This window comes from Paraburkholderia yinzeri, assembly GCF_046581065.1.
In the GTDB taxonomy this organism is placed as follows: domain Bacteria; phylum Pseudomonadota; class Gammaproteobacteria; order Burkholderiales; family Burkholderiaceae; genus Paraburkholderia.
Genome location: NZ_JBFOCJ010000002.1, coordinates 1,900,786 through 1,919,737 on the forward strand (window position 1 = coordinate 1,900,786; position 18,952 = coordinate 1,919,737).

At 64.6% G+C, this 18,952-nt stretch carries 16 protein-coding genes and 1 pseudogene; 11 read left to right on the forward strand and 6 right to left on the reverse strand.

Annotated elements, in window-relative coordinates:
• Positions 1 to 30 precede the first annotated feature (30 nt).
• Positions 31 to 1,311, reverse strand: a complete 1,281-nt coding sequence (locus tag WJ542_RS25680; protein ID WP_411188333.1) for an IS256 family transposase — start codon at positions 1,309 to 1,311, stop codon at positions 31 to 33.
• A gap of 110 nt (positions 1,312 to 1,421) precedes the next feature.
• On the opposite strand from WJ542_RS25680, the pseudogene WJ542_RS25685 reads away from it, so the two are divergent.
• Positions 1,422 to 2,180 (forward strand): annotated as a pseudogene (locus tag WJ542_RS25685) (M20/M25/M40 family metallo-hydrolase); the annotation flags it as partial.
• A 17-nt stretch (positions 2,181 to 2,197) separates the two neighbouring features.
• Here the strand turns inward: WJ542_RS25685 and cydB are convergent.
• From cydB to WJ542_RS25700, 3 genes are all read right to left on the reverse strand, one after another.
• A complete protein-coding gene (cydB, locus tag WJ542_RS25690; protein ID WP_411192275.1) occupies positions 2,198 to 3,205 on the reverse strand; it encodes a cytochrome d ubiquinol oxidase subunit II in 1,008 nt (335 codons plus the stop codon).
• Between the two features lie 4 nt (positions 3,206 to 3,209).
• Positions 3,210 to 4,598 (reverse strand): cytochrome ubiquinol oxidase subunit I, encoded by a 1,389-nt coding sequence (locus tag WJ542_RS25695; protein WP_411192276.1) that lies wholly within the window; start codon positions 4,596 to 4,598, stop codon positions 3,210 to 3,212.
• A gap of 242 nt (positions 4,599 to 4,840) precedes the next feature.
• The gene (locus WJ542_RS25700; RefSeq protein WP_411192277.1) at positions 4,841 to 4,984 is read right to left on the reverse strand and encodes a hypothetical protein; all 144 of its coding nucleotides are present in this window, start codon (positions 4,982 to 4,984) and stop codon (positions 4,841 to 4,843) included.
• An 85-nt stretch (positions 4,985 to 5,069) separates the two neighbouring features.
• Here WJ542_RS25700 and WJ542_RS25705 point away from each other — a divergent pair, with 85 nt between their 5' ends.
• Positions 5,070 to 5,405: a DUF6566 family protein gene (locus tag WJ542_RS25705; protein ID WP_411192278.1), complete on the forward strand. Its 336-nt coding sequence runs from the start codon at positions 5,070 to 5,072 to the stop codon at positions 5,403 to 5,405.
• Positions 5,406 to 5,408: 3 nt separating this feature from the next.
• On the opposite strand, the gene WJ542_RS25710 is transcribed toward WJ542_RS25705, so the two are convergent.
• Positions 5,409 to 5,864 (reverse strand): DUF1269 domain-containing protein, encoded by a 456-nt coding sequence (locus WJ542_RS25710; protein ID WP_411192279.1) that lies wholly within the window; start codon positions 5,862 to 5,864, stop codon positions 5,409 to 5,411.
• Positions 5,865 to 6,431: 567 nt separating this feature from the next.
• Here WJ542_RS25710 and WJ542_RS25715 point away from each other — a divergent pair.
• The 5 genes from WJ542_RS25715 (at position 6,432) to WJ542_RS25735 (ending at position 13,477) form a co-directional block, all read left to right on the forward strand.
• Complete coding sequence (locus WJ542_RS25715; RefSeq protein WP_411192280.1) at positions 6,432 to 8,105, forward strand: electron transfer flavoprotein-ubiquinone oxidoreductase; 1,674 nt, start codon at positions 6,432 to 6,434, stop codon at positions 8,103 to 8,105.
• A gap of 43 nt (positions 8,106 to 8,148) precedes the next feature.
• Positions 8,149 to 9,345, forward strand: a complete 1,197-nt coding sequence (bktB, locus tag WJ542_RS25720) for a beta-ketothiolase BktB (RefSeq protein WP_411192281.1) — start codon at positions 8,149 to 8,151, stop codon at positions 9,343 to 9,345.
• A gap of 389 nt (positions 9,346 to 9,734) precedes the next feature.
• Positions 9,735 to 10,997, forward strand: a complete 1,263-nt coding sequence (locus tag WJ542_RS25725; RefSeq protein WP_411192282.1) for a Rieske 2Fe-2S domain-containing protein — start codon at positions 9,735 to 9,737, stop codon at positions 10,995 to 10,997.
• Between the two features lie 267 nt (positions 10,998 to 11,264).
• Positions 11,265 to 12,392 (forward strand): porin, encoded by a 1,128-nt coding sequence (locus tag WJ542_RS25730; RefSeq protein ID WP_411192283.1) that lies wholly within the window; start codon positions 11,265 to 11,267, stop codon positions 12,390 to 12,392.
• A gap of 122 nt (positions 12,393 to 12,514) precedes the next feature.
• Positions 12,515 to 13,477: a PDR/VanB family oxidoreductase gene (locus WJ542_RS25735; RefSeq protein ID WP_411192284.1), complete on the forward strand. Its 963-nt coding sequence runs from the start codon at positions 12,515 to 12,517 to the stop codon at positions 13,475 to 13,477.
• Between the two features lie 9 nt (positions 13,478 to 13,486).
• Here WJ542_RS25735 and WJ542_RS25740 read toward each other — a convergent pair whose 3' ends face one another.
• Positions 13,487 to 14,407: a LysR family transcriptional regulator gene (locus WJ542_RS25740; RefSeq protein ID WP_411192285.1), complete on the reverse strand. Its 921-nt coding sequence runs from the start codon at positions 14,405 to 14,407 to the stop codon at positions 13,487 to 13,489.
• Between the two features lie 99 nt (positions 14,408 to 14,506).
• Here WJ542_RS25740 and WJ542_RS25745 point away from each other — a divergent pair, with 99 nt between their 5' ends.
• From WJ542_RS25745 to WJ542_RS25760, 4 genes are all read left to right on the forward strand, one after another.
• Positions 14,507 to 15,805: a CitMHS family transporter gene (locus tag WJ542_RS25745; protein ID WP_411192286.1), complete on the forward strand. Its 1,299-nt coding sequence runs from the start codon at positions 14,507 to 14,509 to the stop codon at positions 15,803 to 15,805.
• 28 nt (positions 15,806 to 15,833) lie between these two features.
• Positions 15,834 to 17,219, forward strand: a complete 1,386-nt coding sequence (locus WJ542_RS25750; protein WP_411192287.1) for an acyclic terpene utilization AtuA family protein — start codon at positions 15,834 to 15,836, stop codon at positions 17,217 to 17,219.
• 1 nt (position 17,220) lies between these two features.
• Positions 17,221 to 17,535: an AtuA-related protein gene (locus WJ542_RS25755; RefSeq protein WP_411192288.1), complete on the forward strand. Its 315-nt coding sequence runs from the start codon at positions 17,221 to 17,223 to the stop codon at positions 17,533 to 17,535.
• Between the two features lie 226 nt (positions 17,536 to 17,761).
• On the forward strand, positions 17,762 to 18,916 hold the full coding sequence (locus WJ542_RS25760; protein WP_411192289.1) for a porin: 1,155 nt from the start codon (positions 17,762 to 17,764) through the stop codon (positions 18,914 to 18,916).
• The last annotated feature ends 36 nt before the right edge of the window (positions 18,917 to 18,952 follow it).

Sequence of the window (18,952 nt, forward strand, 5' to 3'; positions counted from 1 at the left end):
CAATAGTGGTGTACGGGCGGGACGGCATGATCAGGCGGCCAGCGCTTGAGGAGCCGGTGTGCTTTCAATCACCGGGTTTCCGTCTTTGAACGGAACGCCCTTCAGAAGCTGATCAATTTTCTCGGCGCTGCGAATCTTCCTCCAGGTCTGCCCGGCCGCTTCAATCAGCTTGAACGCCATCGCCAGGAAGGTCGCGCGCGACAGACAGTTGCGCGTGCGGCTCGTGCGATGGCGTACCGTCGCAAACGTCGATTCGATCGGATTCGTGGTCCGCACATGCTGCCAGTGCTCCGCAGGGACATCGTAGAACGTGAGCAGTGCGTCTCGATCCTTCGTGAGCTTCTCGACAGCCTTCGGGTACTTGGCCGCGTACACGTCGACGAACTGATTGAACGCAACAATCGCATCGGCGCGCGTCGCGGCATTCCAGATCTCTGCGAGCGCCGCCTTGGCCTTGCCGTGCTGCGATTTGGGCATCGCGTTGAGGATATTTCCGACCTTATGAAACCAGCAGCGCTGATGTCGCGTTTGCGGGAACACCTCATCGAGTGCCGCCCATAGTCCCATCGCGCCGTCACCAACCGCGAGCAGTGGCGGCGCCTGCAGGCCGCGCGCTTTCAGATCGAGCAGCAGTTCAATCCACGACTGTTTCGACTCGCGGTAACCGTCGCTGAGCGCAACGCGCTCCTTGCCGCCGTCCGGTTTCACGCCGATGATCACGAGCAGGCACTGCCCGTCCGAATCCTCTGTGCGGGCTTGAGTATGGATGCCGTCGGCCCACCAGTAGACCCAGCGCGAGGCGGACAGGTCGCGCTTGTTCCACTTCTCGTACTCTTCTGACCATGCGGCCTTCAGGCGGCTCACGACGCTCGCTGACAGCCCTTTAGCCTGCTCGCCGAGCAGCTCGGACAGTGCGTCGCCCATGTCGCCGGTTGAGACGCCTCGCAGGTACAGCCACGGCAGCGACGATGACACGCGCGGCGACTTGCGCACATAGGGCGGCACGATCGTCGAATTGAACTTGATGCCGGAGCTCGAGCGGTCGCGAACCTTCGGTACCTTGACCGGCACCGGGCCTACCGCCGTGACGATCTCGCGCTCTGGCAGGTAGCCGTTGCGCACGACCGCGCGCCGGCCGTCCATCGTCTTCACATTCGAATATTGCTCGAGCATCGCCGCCAGTTCCGCCTCGATTGCCTGCTGGATGATCCGCCGCGCCCCTTGCTGGATCAGATCGTCCAGGCCGGGTGCGCCCTCAAATTGCGGTTCTGCTGTTTGACTGCTGCTCGTTTCCTGCGTATGTTTCGCCATGGTGGTGGAGTTCGATTGAGGAAGTGTTACCGTGGAAAGCAACATTCTCCATCAATCGCCACCGCCTTCTCCTGCCTCCTCCCTACGCCGCATACACCACTTCCGACGATAACTCGGGCTGCCTCGGCGTGCGGCCGATGCTGGCCGAACTGGCACGGCGCCCGCACCGGCCGCGGCTCTGCCTGATCGGCGAACCGACCGCGCTCAAGCCGGTGCTGGGCCACAAGGGCAAGCTCGCGATGCGTTGCCACGTGAAGGGCGCCGCCTGCCACTCGGCCTATGCGCCGTATGGCGTCAACGCGATCCAGTATGCGGCGCGCCTGATCGGGCGCCTGGACGAGATCGGAGCCCAACTGGCTGCGCCCGAACATCACGATACCCGTTTCGATCCGCCGTATTCGACCGTGCAGACGGGTGTGATCAAGGGTGGACGCGCGCTGAACATCGTGCCCGCCGAATGCGAGTTCGATTTCGAAGTGCGGGCGCTGCCCGATTTCGATGCCCGGGAGGTGGCGGACCAACTGCAAGGCTATGCGGAACGCGATTTGCTGCCGGCCATGCGGGCCGTGCATCTTGGGACGGAGGTGCGTTTCCAGTCGCTGAGCGCTTACCCGGGACTCGCCACGCCGCCCGATAGCGAAGCGGCGCGGCTACTGGCGCTGCTGACCGGATCGACGGAGTTCGACACGGTGGCGTTCGGCACCGAAGGCGGGCTGTTCGAACAGGCCGGAATCCCGACGGTGGTTTGCGGCCCCGGAAGCATGGACCAGGGGCATAAGCCCGACGAATTCATCAGCACGGCACAGCTTGCGGGCTGCGATGCGATGCTGGCGCGTCTTGGCGATTACCTGGAGCGCCCTCAACGTTAGCGGCGCCCCGGGAAGGCTTAGTGATAGCCCGGATCCCCTTCCCGCACCTTGCCGCGAAACACGCGATACTGCATGGCGTTGTAGACCAGGATGACCGGCAGCACGATGACCGTGCCCACCAGCGTGAAGAGCTGGCTGGAATGGCTCGACGAAGCCTCCCAGATCGTGAGCGAGGGCGGGACGATGTTCGGCCAGATGCTGATGACGAGCCCCGTGAAGCCCAGAAAGCAGATCGCGAGCGTGAGGAGGAACGGCGTGGCTTCGTGGCGGCGCGCCACGGAGCGCAGGATGCCCCACACGCAGGCGACGACGAGTACGGGCACGGGCAGGAACCAGCCGAGATTGCCGCTGGCGAACCAGCGCGCCTCGACGGCTGGCAGGCCCAGCACCGTCCACAGGCTCACGATGACGATGGCCGCGAGCAGCACGATGGCGAGCGGACGCATCAACTGGCGCATCTTGCGCTGCAGTTCGCCATCGGTCTTGAGAATGAGCCAGCCGCAAGCCAGCGTCGCATAGGTGATCAGGACACCGAAACCGCAGAACACGCTGAACGGCGAGAACCAGTCGAACGGGTCGCCGGCGAAGCGGTCGTCGACAATCTTGATGCCTTGCAGCAGCGACCCGAGCACGATGCCCTGGCACATCGCCGCGAGCGCCGAGCCGCCCATGAACGCCAGGTCCCACGCGTGCTGCGTGCGGTTGGCCTTGGCGCGCAACTCGAACGCCGCGCCGCGGAAGATGAGCCCGACGACCATGAGGATGAGCGGCATGTAGTTGGCCGGCAGCAGCGTGGCGTAGACCACGGGAAACGCGCCATACAGGCCGGCGCCGCCCAGCACGAGAAAGGTTTCGTTGCCGTCCCAGACTGGCGCGACGGTGTTGAGCATGACCTCGCGTTCCCCCTTGCCTTCGAAGAACGGGAATAGCAGCCCGATGCCGAGGTCGAAGCCGTCGAGCATCACGTAGATGAAGACGCCGAGGCCGATGATGGCGGCCCAGATCACGGGGAGATCGATTTGCATGGCGTCACTCTCCTGTCACGGCGTCCAGCGCCCGGTTGTGCAATCCCGGATGCTTCAGCGATTCGCGGCTTTCGGTGCCTTCCGCCGGGCCCTTTTTCATCATCTTCAACATGTAGTAGACGCCCGAGCCGAACACGAGGAAATACACGATCACGAGGATCAGCAGCGATACGCCGGCCTGCTGGGCGCCGATGGGCGACACGGAATCGATGGTGCGCACCACGCCGTAGACGGTCCACGGCTGGCGGCCGACTTCGGTCGTGATCCAGCCGGCCAGCAGCGCCACGATGCCCGAGGGCCCCATGCAGAACACGAGCCACTGGAACCAGCGCGTTTCATAGAGGCGCCCGCGCAAGCGCAGCCACAGACCGAGCAGGGCGGTCAGCAGCATCAGCATGCCAAGGCCCGCCATGAGCCGGAAGGTCCAGAAGATGATGGGCGAGTAAGGGCGGTCCTGCGGCGCAAACTCCTTGAGCCCGCGAATTTCGCCGTCCCAACTATGCGTGAGGATCAGGCTGCCCAGATGCGGAATCCGCACGGCGTAGCGCGTGACTTCCGCCTTCATGTCCGGCAGGCCCACGAGGTTGAGCGCCGTGCCGCCGTGCTCGGTCTCCCATAGCCCTTCGATGGCGGCGATCTTGGCCGGCTGGTACTCGCGCGTGTTCAGGCCGTGCGCGTCGCCCACGAAGATCTGTACGGGCGCGAGCACGAGCAGAATGCCGAGCGCCATCGAAAAGCTGCGCCTGACGGGCACGTCGCGCCGCCCGTGCAGCAGGTGCCAGGCGCCGCAGGCCGCCACGATGAAGGCGGCGACGATGAACGCCGCAATCGTCATGTGCGCGAGCCGGAACGGAAACGAGGGATTGAAGATGACCTTGAACCAGTCCACCGGCACGAGGCGGCCGTTTTCGACGGCATAGCCCTGCGGCGTCTGCATGAAGCTGTTGGACGCGAGTATCCAGAACGTGGAGATCAGGGTGCCGACCGCGACCATCAGCGTCGCGAAGAAATGCCCCTTCGGACTCACGCGATTCCAGCCGAACAACATGACGCCGAGAAAGCCAGCTTCGAGAAAGAAGGCGGTGAGCACTTCGTAGGTCAGGAGCGGCCCGGTGATGTTGCCGGCAGCCAGGGCAAAGCCGCTCCAGTTCGTGCCGAACTCGTAGGCCATCACCACGCCGGAGACGACGCCCATGCCGAACCCTACCGCGAAGATCTTCGACCAGAAGCGGTACATGTCCTTGTAGGCCGCGTCGCCGGTCATCAAAAGGCGCCATTCGAGCACGGCGAGAAAGCTCGCCATGCCGATGCTGATGGCGGGAAAGACGATATGAAACGAAACCGTGAACGCAAACTGCAGCCTGGCCAGATGAAAGGCGTCGAAGATTTGCATGATGGATCAGAGCTCCAGGTAACGCCTGCGTTTCGACGGGCAGCGCGCTCCCGCCTTGCATCGTGCACGCCGCCGCGAGTCGCGAACGACAATGGAATGGGCAATGAAGGTCGCAGTGAACATTTCGCCTGTTGCGTTTGGAGTTACGATTGCCGGACATCCAGGCACATCGCCTCGCATCCGGCGCGAATTCAGGGGCGGCGTGGCGAGCCGGCGGGTTCTCGTCTGGCGAAGGCCGCAGGCTACTTGTGGATCATCGCGGTCACGAGCAGGTGAAATGGAAGCGTAAGCAGCAGGGCGCCGCCCACGCCGACGCACCAGAGAATGGCGATCCACTTCAGGTCGTGCAGGAAACCGCGACCACGCTCTGTGGGTTCGCGCTTCATCGTTGTGCCCTCACCGGATGTTTAGCCATGCTCGACAGGGCATTATGGCACCGGGTCGCGCCGCCGATCAAACCAGGAGCCAACCATGGCACAGAACGAACAAGCCGCGTGCTACGGGTTCGACATTAGCGCGCGGTCCAGGTGCAACCGGCTCGGCGGATGGATTGCCCACGTCGAGATCCATCACGAGGGCCGGCTCTTTGCAACCTGCAGCCCCGATACGGTGCAACCGGAGTGGTTGACGGAGGCCGAGGCCAACCGTGACGGGATCGAGCGGGGATGCCGGTTCATCGGCCACATGATGCGCGATCCGCAGGACCGCTCGTGGGTGGCGCTGCGGGCCCGCGCCGAGCAGTGGTTCTTCAGGATCGAGGCCACGCAGGAGGCCGAGCAGATCCTGCGCGAGCTGGCGGCGCGTTAGTTCTCACCACGATAGCGGCTGCGTAAAGATCTGGCCGCCATAGCCCCGGACGACTTCTTCAACCTCGTCGAGGGGCGGCTCGCGGGTTTCGAGGATCAGTGCGACGTTTCCGGCCTGCAACTCGGTTTCGATCGCGCTCGTGAGCTTGCTGTCGAGCACGTGCTCGACAGCATGGCCCGCGAGTCCCGCAGCGGCCCCGGCAGCTACCCCGGCAATCGCACCGGCCGGGCCGCCGAGCAGGCCGACGAGCCCCCCGGTCACGGCGCCGATGACCGTGCCCCAGTACGATTCGGTGTACTGCTCGAGTACGGTCGCCTTGCCGTCCGCGCCTTTCTCGACCATCACGCCGCTTTCGATCTTGAACCCGTCGCCGTCTTTTTCGAAATTGTGGAGGTCGCGGGCGGCTCGTTGCGCCATGTCCGGATTGTCGAAAGTGGCGGCAATCAGTTCTTGGGTCATGTTGACGCTCCTTGGCGGATGAACGGCACTCACTAAAGATACGCAGTTGGCGCGCGCATGGCAGATTAAATCTACCGATACGGATTATCGGTCGAATGCTTCGACGATCCTGCGCCCGATGTTTTCCGATAGGCTCGTTTCGCCGATGCAGTGCGGTGCGGCAATGCCGACCGCGCTCATGAGTGCGCGTGCGATCGGGGGTCTTTTACAAAATGCTGTCTCCAGTCCTGGCGTGCGGAATAGCGCCGAGGGTCAACGTGGCCAGATATGTCACTAGATGGGCCGGATTGGACAGTCCCGGCACTTCCCTTTGAAGCTACGATAGCCACGACACGATTCCGGGGCGCTCGCCTTTGGCGGCTGGCCGCACCGGATGCTCGTGATATCGTTTGAACACAGGGTTCGCCATGACGCCGCGTTGCCGGGTATCGAAACCGCGCTGCGGCGATTCACGGAAGCGCGCTGGCAAGGTTTGCCATATCCATCGAGGTAGGGCGCGCAAGCTGGCGCAGGCGTGCCCGCGGTTGCCGGAGAGCCGTTCTGAAGCGGGCCCGGGGGAGACTCAGCATGAATTCGAATGACCTGATCGCACAATACGGCCCACGCGAATCGATGGAATACGACGTGGTGATCGTAGGCGGCGGCCCGGCGGGCCTGTCGGCTGCGATCCGCCTGAAGCAGCTCGCAGCAGAAAAAGGCGTCGAGACCGGCGTGTGCGTACTGGAAAAAGGCTCGGAAATCGGGGCGCATATCCTCTCGGGCGCGGTCATGGACCCGCGCGCCTTGAATGAGCTGATCCCCGACTGGAAGGAACGGGGCGCACCGCTGAACGTGCCCGTCACCGAAGATAAATTTCTTTTCCTGTCGGAAACCGGCGCGAAGGCCGTGCCGAACTGGGCGCTGCCCGAGAACTTCAGGAACCACGGCAACTACGTCATCAGCCTCGCGAACGTCACGCGCTGGCTGGGCCAGCAGGCCGAGGCGCTGGGCGTGGAGATCTTCCCGGGCTTTCCGGCGGCCGAAGTGCTCTTCAACGACGATGGCTCGGTGAAGGGCGTCGCCACCGGCAACATGGGCATCGGCAAGGATGGCGAGCCGACCGAGAACTTCCAGCTCGGCATGGAGCTGCACGCGAAGTACACGCTGTTCGCCGAAGGCTGCCGCGGGCACCTGGGGCGTCAACTGAACGAGAAGTTCAAGCTCGACCGCGACGCGGACCCGCAGGTCTACGGCATCGGCATCAAGGAGCTGTGGGAGATCGATCCGGCAAAGCACCAGCCGGGGCTCGTGATCCACACGGCCGGCTGGCCGCTGCAAAACGACACCTACGGCGGCTCGTTCCTCTATCACATCGACAACAACCAGGTGATGGTGGGCTTCGTGGTGGGTCTCGCCTACACGAACCCGTATCTCTCGCCGTTCGAGGAATTCCAGCGCTACAAGACGCACCCGGCCATCCGCCAGTACCTGGAAGGCGGCAAGCGGGTCTCGTATGGCGCGCGGGCGATGACGGCCGGTGGCCTGATGTCGCTGCCGAAGCTGGTGTTCCCGGGCGGCGCGCTGGTGGGCGACGACGCGGGGTTCCTGAACGCCGCGCGCATCAAGGGCAGCCATGCGGCGATCAAGACCGGGATGCTGGCGGCGGAAGCGGCGTTCGAAGCGGTGCAGGCGGGGCGCCAGAGCGATGAGCTCGCCGCGTACCCGGAAGCATTCAGGCAGTCGTGGCTGTACACGGAACTCTACAAGGCGCGCAACTTCAAGCAGTGGATGAGCAAGGGGCTGTACCTGGGCACGCTGATGGTGGGCATCGAGCAGAAGCTGCTGGGCGGCAACGTGCCGTGGACGCTGCATCACCAGCATCGCGACAACGAGATGCTGAAACCCGCGTCGCAGTGCCAGCCGATCGAGTATCCGAAGCCGGATGGCAGGCTGACGTTCGACCGGCTCTCGTCGGTGTTTATCTCGAACACGAATCACGAGGAGAACCAGCCGGCGCACCTGACGCTGAAAGACGCATCCGTGCCGGTGAATGTGAACCTGCGCACCTATGCGGGCCCGGAGGGGCGTTTCTGCCCGGCCGCGGTGTACGAGTTCGTGAAGGACGACTCGAACGAAGACCGTCTGCAGATCAACGCGCAGAACTGCGTGCACTGCAAGACCTGCGACATCAAGGACCCGACGCAGAACATCGTGTGGGTCACGCCCGAAGGCGGCGGTGGACCGAATTATCCGAACATGTAGTGCATGAACGCGCGTGAATGCGCGAACGAACCGGAGCAACACTATGAGCAATGCAGCGAAGGAAGTGGTGGTGGTGAGCGGCGTCCGTACCGCGATCGGCGATTTCGGCGGTAGCCTCAAGGATTTCGCGCCGACCGATCTCGGCGCGCGCGTCGTGCGCGAGGTGCTCTCGCGTGCGAACGTGTCCGGCGAAGAGGTCGGCCACGTCGTGTTCGGCAATGTCATCCATACGGAGCCGAGGGACATGTACCTCGCGCGCGTCGCGGCGATCGACGGCGGCGTCGCGCAGCACACGCCCGCGCTGACCGTGAACCGCCTGTGCGGCTCCGGCCTGCAGGCGATCGTTTCGGCGGCGCAGACCATCCTGCTTGGCGACGCGGAGATCGCGATCGGCGGCGGTGCCGAGAGCATGAGCCGCGCGCCGTACACGGTGCCGGCCGCGCGCTTTGGTCAGCGCATGGGCGACGGCAAGCTGATCGACATGATGCTGGGCGCGCTGCACGATCCGTTCCAGACGATCCACATGGGCGTGACGGCAGAGAACGTCGCGAAGCAATTCGGCATCACGCGCGAGGCGCAAGACGCGCTCGCGCTCGAGTCGCACCGCCGCGCCGCGCGCGCGATTGCCGAAGGGCGTTTCAAGGATCAGATCCTGCCCGTCGCGCTCAAGTCGAAGAAGGGCGAAGTGCTGTTCGACACCGACGAGCACGTGCGCCACGAGGCGAGCGCCGACGACTTCTCGAAGCTCAAGCCGGTGTTCGCGAAGGAGAACGGCACGGTGACGGCCGGCAACGCGTCGGGCATCAACGACGCGGCGGCGGCCGTGCTGATGATGGAGCGCGGCGTTGCCGAAAAGCGCGGCGCGAAGCCGCTCGCGCGCCTCGTGTCCTATGCGCACGCGGGCGTGGACCCGGCGTACATGGGGATCGGCCCCGTGCCGGCATCGCGCCTCGCGCTCGAACGCGCGGGCATCACGGCTGCCGACCTCGACGTGATCGAGTCGAACGAGGCGTTTGCCGCGCAGGCCTGCGCGGTCGCGAAAGAGCTTGGGCTCGATCCCGCGAAGGTCAATCCGAACGGCTCGGGCATCTCGCTTGGCCATCCGGTGGGGGCAACGGGTGCGCTCATTACGGTGAAAGCGCTGTACGAGCTCAAGCGTATCGGCGGCCGTTATGCGCTCGTGACGATGTGCATCGGCGGTGGCCAGGGGATTGCGGCCATCTTCGAAAACCTGCAGTAATGCGCGGCTATCAAGAGGCTATCAAGAACGTCTGAACCCGCTGGCTGGCGGGTGCCGATAACCGGCAGCTCGCCAGCCACATCCTGTCTCTCTCCTGATCCCCGGCAAGCCTGCTTTCCGGTGGCCGCTCCAGAAACCCGGGACGAACAGCTACCTGTTTGATACCTCCGGGTGTTGCTCCAAACATACTGGCGACAAAGAATCGCATTACCGGCCTGCACGCGCGGTATCCGAAGCAGTATTCGATTCAGGCAGGCTACGCGCGTGCGTCAGACGGCCGCGTCGGCGCGAGGCGCGAACCTGCGTTCCCGTATGGCATCAGGAGGAGAGCAGTCATGTTGAGCGCGGAAAAAAACAGGCTATTGACCCAGGTTGGTCCAGGAACGCCGATGGGTGAATACCTCCGCCGCTATTGGCATCCCATCGCAGGCGCGACGGAATTCGACGACAAGGCGGTGCGCCCGATACGCCTGTTCGGCGAAGATCTCGTCTTGTTCAAGGATCTGTCCGGCCGCTACGGACTCGTGCAACGGTATTGCCCGCATCGGAACGCGGATCTCGCGTTCGGCTTCGTCGAGCGCGAGGGACTGCGTTGCGCCTACCACGGCTGGCAGTTCGAGGCCGGCGGACAATGCGTGCATCAGCCCTTCGAGGAGATCGTCGATCCCGAGGCGCGCCTGCGCAAGAAGACGAAGGTCGCCGCCTATGAAGTGCGCGAGAAGGCCGGCATGCTATGGGCCTACATGGGGCCTGCGCCCGCGCCGGAACTGCCGGACTGGGATCTCTTCAACTACAAAGACGGCTTTGCGCAGGCCGTTTTCGCGGAACTGCCGTGCAACTGGTTCCAGTGCCAGGAAAACTCGATCGATCCGATCCATTTCGAATGGACGCACAACAACTGGACCGCCCGCCTGCAGGATAGCGAGGCCGAGTACGTGCCCACGCACCTGAAAACGCAGTACGAGGAATTCGAGTACGGGTTCGTCTACAAGCGCTTGCGGGCGGCGGAGACCCAGCAGAATCCGATGTGGACTATCGGCCGCGTGACCCTGTGGCCGAACGCGTTCTATCTGGGCCATCACTTCGAATGGCGCGTGCCGATCGACGACGAAAACACGCTTAGCGTGTTGTGGGTTTTCAGCCGCGTGCCGAAAGAGCAGGAGCCCTACGTACAGGAGCGCATCCCGTCATGGTATGGCCCGCTCTACGACGAAAACGGCGAATGGATCAAGACTCACGTGGCGAACCAGGACTTCGCCGCCTGGGTGGGGCAAGGCCGCATCACGGACCGCACGAAGGAGACACTCGGTGCAAGCGACCGTGGCATTGTGATGCTGCGCAAACGCTTCTTCGACGAACTCGATGCGGTGGCCGCGGGCAAGCAGCCGAAGGGACTGATTACCGACAGCGCAATCAACCGGAACATTGTGCTGCCTTCCGCCTGCCGCGACGAGCTCATCAACGGCTTGCCGCGCGAGGAGCAGGACCGGCATCCGCTACTCGGGCCCTACCTGCGCGACTTCATCGGCCAGGCCGGCCAGCCCCTGGATGTGACGCTGGCCTACGAGGCCGCGATCGGCCAGAAGACGCGCGGCGCCACGTCCTTCGTGGTGCATGGCGCCGCTCCCGAGGCCATGGTGGAATCCGACTAACCTCGCAGTTGCCGGGCAGTTGCTTCGCAGTTGCCGGATACTCCGGCGCATACGCTTTCCATGAGGGCGCGCCACGCGCCGCTCATGGAAAGCCACCCATCGGCCGCCCTCGACGCGGCGACGGCACGAACAGGGGAGGAAGACGAAAGCAGATCGATCCATTATTGATAGTTCGTAGTACTACAAATATCGAGCGAGATATCCGGACCCGGATGACGTCGCGATAAGGTCCGCACGTAACTGTCCCTTCACTACAAGATCAATTTCATGAAGACCACCCTGAAACTCGCCGCCATGGCGGCGATGGCATGCCTGTGCGTACCAGGCCACGCACAGAGCTCGATTACGCTGTATGGCCTGCTGGACGAGGGCATAACCTACGTCAGCAACGAGGGCGGCAATCGCTTCATTGGCGCCATGTCGGGCGTGAATTTCGGCAGCCGCTGGGGTTTGCGCGGCACCGAGGTGCTCGGCGGAGGCTATAGCGCGATTTTCGACCTCGAAAGCGACCTCGATCTCAACACAGGCTCCTATGTTCCGGGCATTGGCAGCGCGCTGTTCGGCCGCCAGGCCTGGGTCGGTCTGTCGACGCCGTACGGCACCGTCACGCTCGGCCGCCAGTACGACTTCGCATGGGACTTCATGACGCTCGGCTATTTCAGCCCGGCGGGCTATGCGCTGGCAACCGGCGGGCATATCGGCGACGTGGACCGGCAGGGCGGCGACCGCCTGAACAACGCGGTCAAGTACACGACACCGGTCTACGACGGGGTTCAACTGGGTCTCATGTATGCCTTTGGCGGCGTCCCGGGCAGTCTCGCCAAAGACAGCGCGTTCAGCACGGGGCTGCGCTACGACGGCGGCAGTCTGCAGCTTGCGGCGGTCTACACGAGCGTGAGGAATCCTGCGTTTTTCGACCCCTATGGCCAATTGGGCGTGTCGTCGTTCCTTGGCCAGGCGACGACCTCGGGCGGCGTGGATGCTTACCCCGACGGCAACTTCGCGATCGACCGGCAGTCGTCGGCGGAGTTTGGGGCCTCGTATAACTTCGGCAGCCTGACGGCGGCAGGCAACATCACGGCGACGACGTTCAAGGGTTACGGCCAGTCGCAGACGGTCTGGATCTACGAAGGCGGCGTGATCTGGCAGATCACGCCGTTCCTGCAGGGCATTGCCGCATACGAGTACGAGAGGACCGATCACGTTCACTGGAACCAGCCGACGGTGGGAGCCTATTACTTTCTCTCGAAGCGCACGAGTTTCTATGCGGCCGTGTCGTACCAGGTCGCTTCGGGCGATGTCGTTGCCCAGCAGGGGCAGGATTTCTACTGGTATACGCCCTCGTCGAACCATGAACAGGCTGCTGCTCGCATTGCGATCATCCACAAGTTCTGACTCCCATGGAGTCCGGCTATCCGGCGCCGGGACGCAGCGTTCCCGGCTTGCCTCGCTGGCCCGTGATGCGTTCGCCGTACCCGATGTGCGCTGTATGAATTTTGTTTGATGAATGGAAAACGATGACGCATTCTCCCTTGTTGCAGGCACGCGTGCGAACGCTGCGCCACGAAGCCGCTGGTGTGCTGGGCGTCGAGCTCGTGCCCGAAGCCGGCCACCGCTTTCCCGCCTTCACAGCGGGCTCCCATATCGATCTGCACCTGCCGAACGGCGTGACGCGCAGCTACTCGCTCGTCAACTCACCCGACGAAACCGGCCGCTACGTACTGGGCGTGCTGCTCGACCCGAAGAGCCGCGGCGGATCGCGCTTCGTGCACGAGAGCCTGCACTGCGGCGCCGTGTTGACGATCGGCGCGCCGCGCAACCTTTTCGCACTCGACGAAAGCGCCGATGAAAGCGTGCTGATCGCGGGCGGAATCGGTGTGACGCCGATTCTTTGCATGTACCGGCGCCTGCGCGAACTGGGCAAGGCGGCACGCGTAGTCTATTGCGCGCGCAGCCGCACGCAGGCGGCGTTTCTCGATGCGTTCGCCGCGCTCGGCGGCGACGTCGTGCTGTGGTTCGACGACGAGCACGACGGTCAGGCGTTCGACCTGGCGGCTTTTCTGGCCGGGCAGAACAAAGCGGCACACGCCTATTGCTGCGGGCCGCTGCCCATGCTGGCTGCGTACGAGGCGGCATGCGCGTCCGCGGGTCTCGTCAACGTGCACCTCGAACGCTTTGCGGCCGCTCCGGCCGCGCTTGCCGCTCCGGTGGGCGCTTACGTCGTGCACCTCCAGCGCAGTGGCCGGACGATCGACGTGCCGGCCGGCGCGCGCCTGCTCGACACGCTGCTTGCGGCGGGGGTGGCATGCGACTATAGCTGCGGCGAGGGGATTTGCGGGGCCTGCGAAACGGCGGTCCTCGAAGGCGCGCCCGAGCACCGCGACAGCGTGCTGAGCGAGGCCGAGCGATCGGCCGGAAAGTCGATGATGATCTGCGTCTCCGGCGCGAGGCGCGGCAGCAGGCTGGTGCTGGATCTCTGACGCCGGTGGTCACTTGCGCCTCGCCAGGGCAGGGCCGCTCTTCTGGCCCAGCCGGCTCAGCATCAGCCTGACGAACGCATCCGTGACGCCCGGCAGCGTACGCCCGCGCTTTTTCACGAGCGCTGTGGCGCGCACGAAGGCCGGATCGTCGATCGGTCTCGCGACCAGTTCGGGTTCCGCGAGCACCTCGCGCGCGCTTTGCGGCAGGATCGTGAGGCCAAGGCCGCCGCGCACCATGGCCACGGCCGTCATCATGTAGGTGGGCTCGCAGGCGATCTCGGGTGTGGCGCCGCTGGCCTTGAGCGCCGCATCCACCACGCTGCGCACGCTCGTGCCCGGTGCCGTCAGCACGAGCGGCGAGCGCGCGAGGTCCGCCACGCCGATGCGCCGCTTGCGGGCCAGCGCGTGCGTTTTCGGGCAGACCGCCACCAGCCGGTCGGAGCCGCGATAGAGCACGTCGAGCGAAGCGTCGAACACGTCGCCGCCGGTCAGCCCGATATCCACTTCCTCGCTGCGCACGAGTGCAAGGACGTGACTTGCCACCGCGTCGCGAATCAGAAACGTCGAGCGCGGCACCTGCTGCCGGAATGCGCGGATCAGGTCGGGCAGCGTGCTCGCCGCGAAGGTGGGCAGGCATGCGAGCCGGACCGTGCCGCTCGATCCGCCGCCCAGCGCCCGGGCGTCGCGCAGCACCCGCTCCATGTCTTCCAGCGAGCGCTGCAGCAGCGGCAGCAATTCGCGGCCCGTTTGCGTGAGCGCCACGCTGCGGCTGTTGCGGTCGAAGAGCCGGGCGCCGACGATCTCTTCCAGACGCCGGATCTGCACGGTCAACGCCGGCTGGGAGAGATGCAGTTGCGCGGCGGCACGCGTGAAGTTGCCGGCCGTCGCGACGGTGACGAACGCACGAATTTCCCGCAGATTCAGATCCATAGCGTTCTCTGATTGCTGCAATCAAATCATTTCAATTGCGTTATTGCAGCGTCGAACTTACCCTCCCTCTCATCAAAAGACAAGACTGGAGACACGACCATGCTGCCTGTGCTGGGGCTTCTCACGATTGCCGTCCTGCTCGGCGCCATCCTTTCACGGCGCATGTCGCCGCTCGTCGCGCTCATCGTCGTGCCCATCGCGGCCTCGTTGATCGGTGGTTTCGGATTCCATACGAGCAAGTTCGTGATCGACGGGCTGAAGAGCCTCGCGCCCGTGGTCGGCATGTTCGTATTCGCGATCCTGTACTTCGGCACCATCACGGACGCCGGCACGCTCGACCCGATCATCGACCGCATCCTGCGGGCCGTGGGCACGCGTCCCACGCGCATCGTCATGGGCACGACGCTGCTCGCGCTCCTGATCCACCTGGACGGCTCGGGCGCGGTGTGCTTCCTCGTGACGATTCCGGCCATGCTGCCGCTCTACGACCGGCTGCAAATGGACCGGCGCGTGCTGGCGGCGGCGGCTTCGATGGCGGCGGGCATCAACTTCCTGCCGTGGACGGGGCCGATGATCCGCGCGTCCGCTTCGCTGCATCTGCCTGTTTCGGCGCTGTTCAATCCGCTGATTCCGGTGCAGGCAATCGGTCTCGTGTTCGTGTTCGGCGCGGCCTGGTGGCTCGGGCGCCGCGAGGAGAAGCGCCTTGGCGTGGCGGCGGCGGGCGGCGAAATCGCCTTGCCGAAGCGCGAGCTGACCCCCGAGGAAGCGGCGCTGCGGCGCCCGCGCAACTTCTGGTTCAACATCGTGCTCACGGTGATCGTGCTCGGCCTGATGGTGGTGATGGGCGAGAAGATTCCGCCCGCGCTCGTGTTCATGGTGGGGCTGTGCATTGTGCTGATGGTGAACTATCCGAATGTCGACATGCAGCGCAAACGTATCGACGCCCACGCGCGCGCCGCGCTGATGATGGCGGGCATTCTGCTGGCGGCGGGCGTGTTCACCGGCGTCATGCAGGGCAGCGGCATGCTCAAGGCGATGGCGCAGGCGGCGGTGGGCTTCGTGCCGCCGTCGCTCGCGAGTCACATTCCCGTCGTGCTCGGGCTGCTGGCCATGCCGCTCAGCATGTTGTTCGACCCGGACTCGTTTTACTTCGGTGTGCTACCGGTGATTGCCGAGGTGGCCGGGCAATTCGGCGTGCCCGCGGCGCACGTGGGCCAGGCGGCGCTGCTGGGCCAGATGACGACGGGCTTTCCCGTGAGCCCGCTCACGCCCGCCACGTTCCTCGTCGTCGGCCTGTGCGGTATCGAACTGGCCGAGCACCAGAAGTTTACGTTTCCGTTGCTGTTCGGCGCGTCGATCGTGATGACGATCGCCTGCGTCGTGCTGGGCATTTTCTGATCAGGTTCTATCGGATGGTGGTGTTGAAATGACAGCGACCCAAGGGACAGGCAACCCGAGCGGACCCGGCGCGGCGCGGCGCGTCAGGATAGGCGCCGGCGCGGGTTATTCGGGAGACCGGATCGAACCGGCCGTCGAGCTGGTGGAACACGGCAAGCTCGATTATCTGGTGTTCGAATGTCTCGCGGAGCGGACCATCGCCATCGCGCAGCAGGCGCGGCGCAAGGATCCGCAGCTCGGCTACGATCCGCTGCTCGAAGCACGCATGCGCGCCGTGCTGCCCGGCGCCGCGCGCAACGGCGTGCGCATCGTCTCGAACATGGGGGCCGCCAATCCGCAGGCGGCCGCGCGCAGGACAGCGCAGATCGCGCGCGAGCTCGGCCTGGGCGGACTGAAAATCGCAGCGGTGAGCGGCGACGACGTGCTCGACGTCGTGCTGCGCGAGCCGTTTCGCTTCGAGGAGTCGGGCGACGATGTCGCGCGTTACCGCGAGCGTATCGTTTCGGCGAATGCCTATCTGGGCGCGGCGCCGATTGTCGAGGCGCTCGCCGCCGGTGCCGATATCGTGTTGACGGGCCGCGTGGCGGACCCGTCGCTGTTCACGGCACCGTTGATTCACGAGTTCGGCTGGCGCTTCGACGACTGGGCCACGCTCGGCCAGGCGACCGTGGTCGGCCACCTGCTCGAATGCGCGGGGCAGGTCACGGGCGGCTATTTTGCCGACCCGGGCTACAAGGACGTGCCCGATCTCGCGCGCCTCGGCTTTCCGGTCGGCGAGGTCGCGGCCGACGGTTCGGTCACGATCACGAAGCTGCCGCAGGCGGGCGGGCGCGTTAGCGCGGCGACCTGCAAGGAACAGCTCATCTACGAGATTCACGATCCAGCCCGCTACTTGCAGCCGGATGTCGTCGCCGATTTCACGGAAGTGGAGATTGTCGAGGAAGCGACCGACCGCGTGCGCATTAGCGGTGGGCGCGGAAGCGCAAGGACGGCCACGCTGAAGGTCTCGGTGGCCTATGTCGACGGTTTCATCGGCGAAGGGCAGATTTCGTATGGCGGACCGGGCGCCGTTGCACGGGCGCAGCTCGCGCTCGATATCGTGCGCGAGCGCCTGGCGGCGACGGGCGTCGCTACGGACGAATTGCGCTTCGATCTGATCGGGCTGAATTCGCTGTATGGGGAAACGGGCGCCGCGCAGCGCAACGAGCCGGCCGAAGTGCGCGTGCGCGTAGCCGGCCGCACAGCCGATGCTAGCGAGGCGCTGCGCATCGGCAACGAGGTCGAAACGCTCTATACGAACGGGCCCGCGGGCGGCGGCGGCGTGACGAAGTCGGTGCGCGAGGTGCTGGCCGTGCAGTCGGTGCTGTTGCCGCGCGGCTTCGTCACGCCCGGATTCGCCTTCGTGGAGGCATGAGATGAAACTACGCGAACTCGCGCATTCGCGCACGGGCGACAAGGGCAATACGCTGAACGTTTCGGTGATCTGCCGCGATCCGAAGCACTACGAACATTTGCGTGAAGCGCTGGGTGCGGAGCGCGTCAAGGCGTGGCTTGCCGATTTCGTGCATGGCGAGGTGGTGCGTTATGAACTGCCGCGACTCGCGGCGTTCAATTTCGTGCTCGGCCAGGCGCTGGGCGGCGGCGTGACGCGCTCGCTCGCCCTCGATGCGCATGGAAAGTCGGTCAGCTCGATCGTGCTCGATCTCGAGATCGAGGCTCCGGCCAACTAACGATACGTCCAGGTCCGTCCTGGCACGGTGCGCCGGATATCCGTAGCCGTTCTGTGCGCAAACTTTGCGCGTGCGCAATAGCTGTCGGAATACACCTTCCGCGTTGTACGCGCACAACCATTCGTTCCCTCGGTGCCGATTATATTTTCGCCCGTCCGGCTGGGGCAACGTTGCCCCGTCGATCTGCAAACCGCAGACGGATGTCGGCCGGGAAACGGGAACGAACATGATGAAACTCAAGCTTCAAAAAACACTGGTTGCTTTCGGTGTACTTGGCGCATTCAGCATCGCAGCGCACGCGCAAAGCAGCGTCACGCTCTATGGTTCGATCGATGCGGGCCTGCTGTATGTCAATAACTGGCAGGGCCACAGCAATTGGGCGGAAAACAGCAGCACGCTGTCGAACACGTATTTCGGTCTGCGCGGTGCTGAAGACCTGGGCGGCGGGACCAAGGCGATCTTCCGGCTCGAGAGCGGTTTCGACCTGACGAATGGCGGTCTCGCCGGCAATGCGCTGTTTAACCGTCAGGCCTACGTCGGCCTCCAGAGCAAGGACTACGGCACGCTCACGCTGGGCCGTCAGTACGATTCCGTGGTCGATTACCTGTCGCCGCTGTCGCTGGCCGGCCAGGCCGGCGGTGTCAACGTCGCGGCGCATCCGCTGAACAACGACAACATCGGCGCCCAGTACTCTATTGCCAATGCGGTCAAGTACGAGAGCATCAATTATTCGGGCTTCCACTTCGGCGCGCTGTACGGTTTCAGCAATCAGGCCGGCGGTTTCGCCAACGGCCGCGCATGGAGTGTCGGCGCCGGCTATTCGAACGGTCCGCTGACGATTGCCGCGGCTTACGATCAGTCGAACGACGACCCCAATGGCGTCGCCAATACGGGTGGCGCGGTCGTGGTTCCGCAAGGCGCGAGCCTGCAGCGCACGTACGGCGTGGGCGCGAACTATGCATTCGGCCCGGGCACGGTCGGCGTGCTCTGGACGCAGACCCAGCTTCAGAATACGAATCTCGCGGGTGCGGACCTTCCCCTCGACGCGCGCTTCGACAACATCGAGCTGAACGGCACCTACGGGCTTACGCCGGCGCTCGCGCTGGTGGGCGAGTACACGTACACCTGGGGTAAGACATCGGGTTCGGGCACGGAATCGAGCAGTCCGAAATGGCATTCGGCAACGCTGGGCGTGGACTATTCGCTCAGCAAGCGCACCGATCTGTATTTTGCTGGCGTGTACCAGCATGCCGCAGGCGACATCTACAACGACGGCCAAGGCTATGTGCTGAGCAACTCGACGTCCATCGCCGATTTGTTGCCGGCGTCGTCGACGCCCAATCAGGTGGGTGTAGCCGCCGGGATGCGTCATCGCTTCTAAATCCGGAATCGGGTCGGCGGGGCGCCGCGCGGCGCC

What these genes read in the sequence shown, in the direction of transcription:
- WJ542_RS25760 (WP_411192289.1), top strand. Translation starts at nt 17,762, where the DNA reads ATGATGAAACTCAAGCTTCAAAAAACACTGGTTGCTTTCGGTGTACTT.
- bktB (WP_411192281.1), top strand. Translation starts at nt 8,149, where the DNA reads ATGAGCAATGCAGCGAAGGAAGTGGTGGTGGTGAGCGGCGTCCGTACC.
- WJ542_RS25745 (WP_411192286.1), top strand. Translation starts at nt 14,507, where the DNA reads ATGCTGCCTGTGCTGGGGCTTCTCACGATTGCCGTCCTGCTCGGCGCC.
- WJ542_RS25705 (WP_411192278.1), top strand. Translation starts at nt 5,070, where the DNA reads ATGGCACAGAACGAACAAGCCGCGTGCTACGGGTTCGACATTAGCGCG.
- WJ542_RS25710 (WP_411192279.1), bottom strand. Translation starts at nt 5,864, where the DNA reads ATGACCCAAGAACTGATTGCCGCCACTTTCGACAATCCGGACATGGCG.
- WJ542_RS25700 (WP_411192277.1), bottom strand. Translation starts at nt 4,984, where the DNA reads ATGAAGCGCGAACCCACAGAGCGTGGTCGCGGTTTCCTGCACGACCTG.
- WJ542_RS25740 (WP_411192285.1), bottom strand. Translation starts at nt 14,407, where the DNA reads ATGGATCTGAATCTGCGGGAAATTCGTGCGTTCGTCACCGTCGCGACG.
- WJ542_RS25755 (WP_411192288.1), top strand. Translation starts at nt 17,221, where the DNA reads ATGAAACTACGCGAACTCGCGCATTCGCGCACGGGCGACAAGGGCAAT.
- WJ542_RS25730 (WP_411192283.1), top strand. Translation starts at nt 11,265, where the DNA reads ATGAAGACCACCCTGAAACTCGCCGCCATGGCGGCGATGGCATGCCTG.
- WJ542_RS25715 (WP_411192280.1), top strand. Translation starts at nt 6,432, where the DNA reads ATGAATTCGAATGACCTGATCGCACAATACGGCCCACGCGAATCGATG.
- WJ542_RS25695 (WP_411192276.1), bottom strand. Translation starts at nt 4,598, where the DNA reads ATGCAAATCTTCGACGCCTTTCATCTGGCCAGGCTGCAGTTTGCGTTC.
- WJ542_RS25735 (WP_411192284.1), top strand. Translation starts at nt 12,515, where the DNA reads ATGACGCATTCTCCCTTGTTGCAGGCACGCGTGCGAACGCTGCGCCAC.
- cydB (WP_411192275.1), bottom strand. Translation starts at nt 3,205, where the DNA reads ATGCAAATCGATCTCCCCGTGATCTGGGCCGCCATCATCGGCCTCGGC.
- WJ542_RS25750 (WP_411192287.1), top strand. Translation starts at nt 15,834, where the DNA reads ATGACAGCGACCCAAGGGACAGGCAACCCGAGCGGACCCGGCGCGGCG.
- WJ542_RS25680 (WP_411188333.1), bottom strand. Translation starts at nt 1,311, where the DNA reads ATGGCGAAACATACGCAGGAAACGAGCAGCAGTCAAACAGCAGAACCG.
- WJ542_RS25725 (WP_411192282.1), top strand. Translation starts at nt 9,735, where the DNA reads ATGGGTGAATACCTCCGCCGCTATTGGCATCCCATCGCAGGCGCGACG.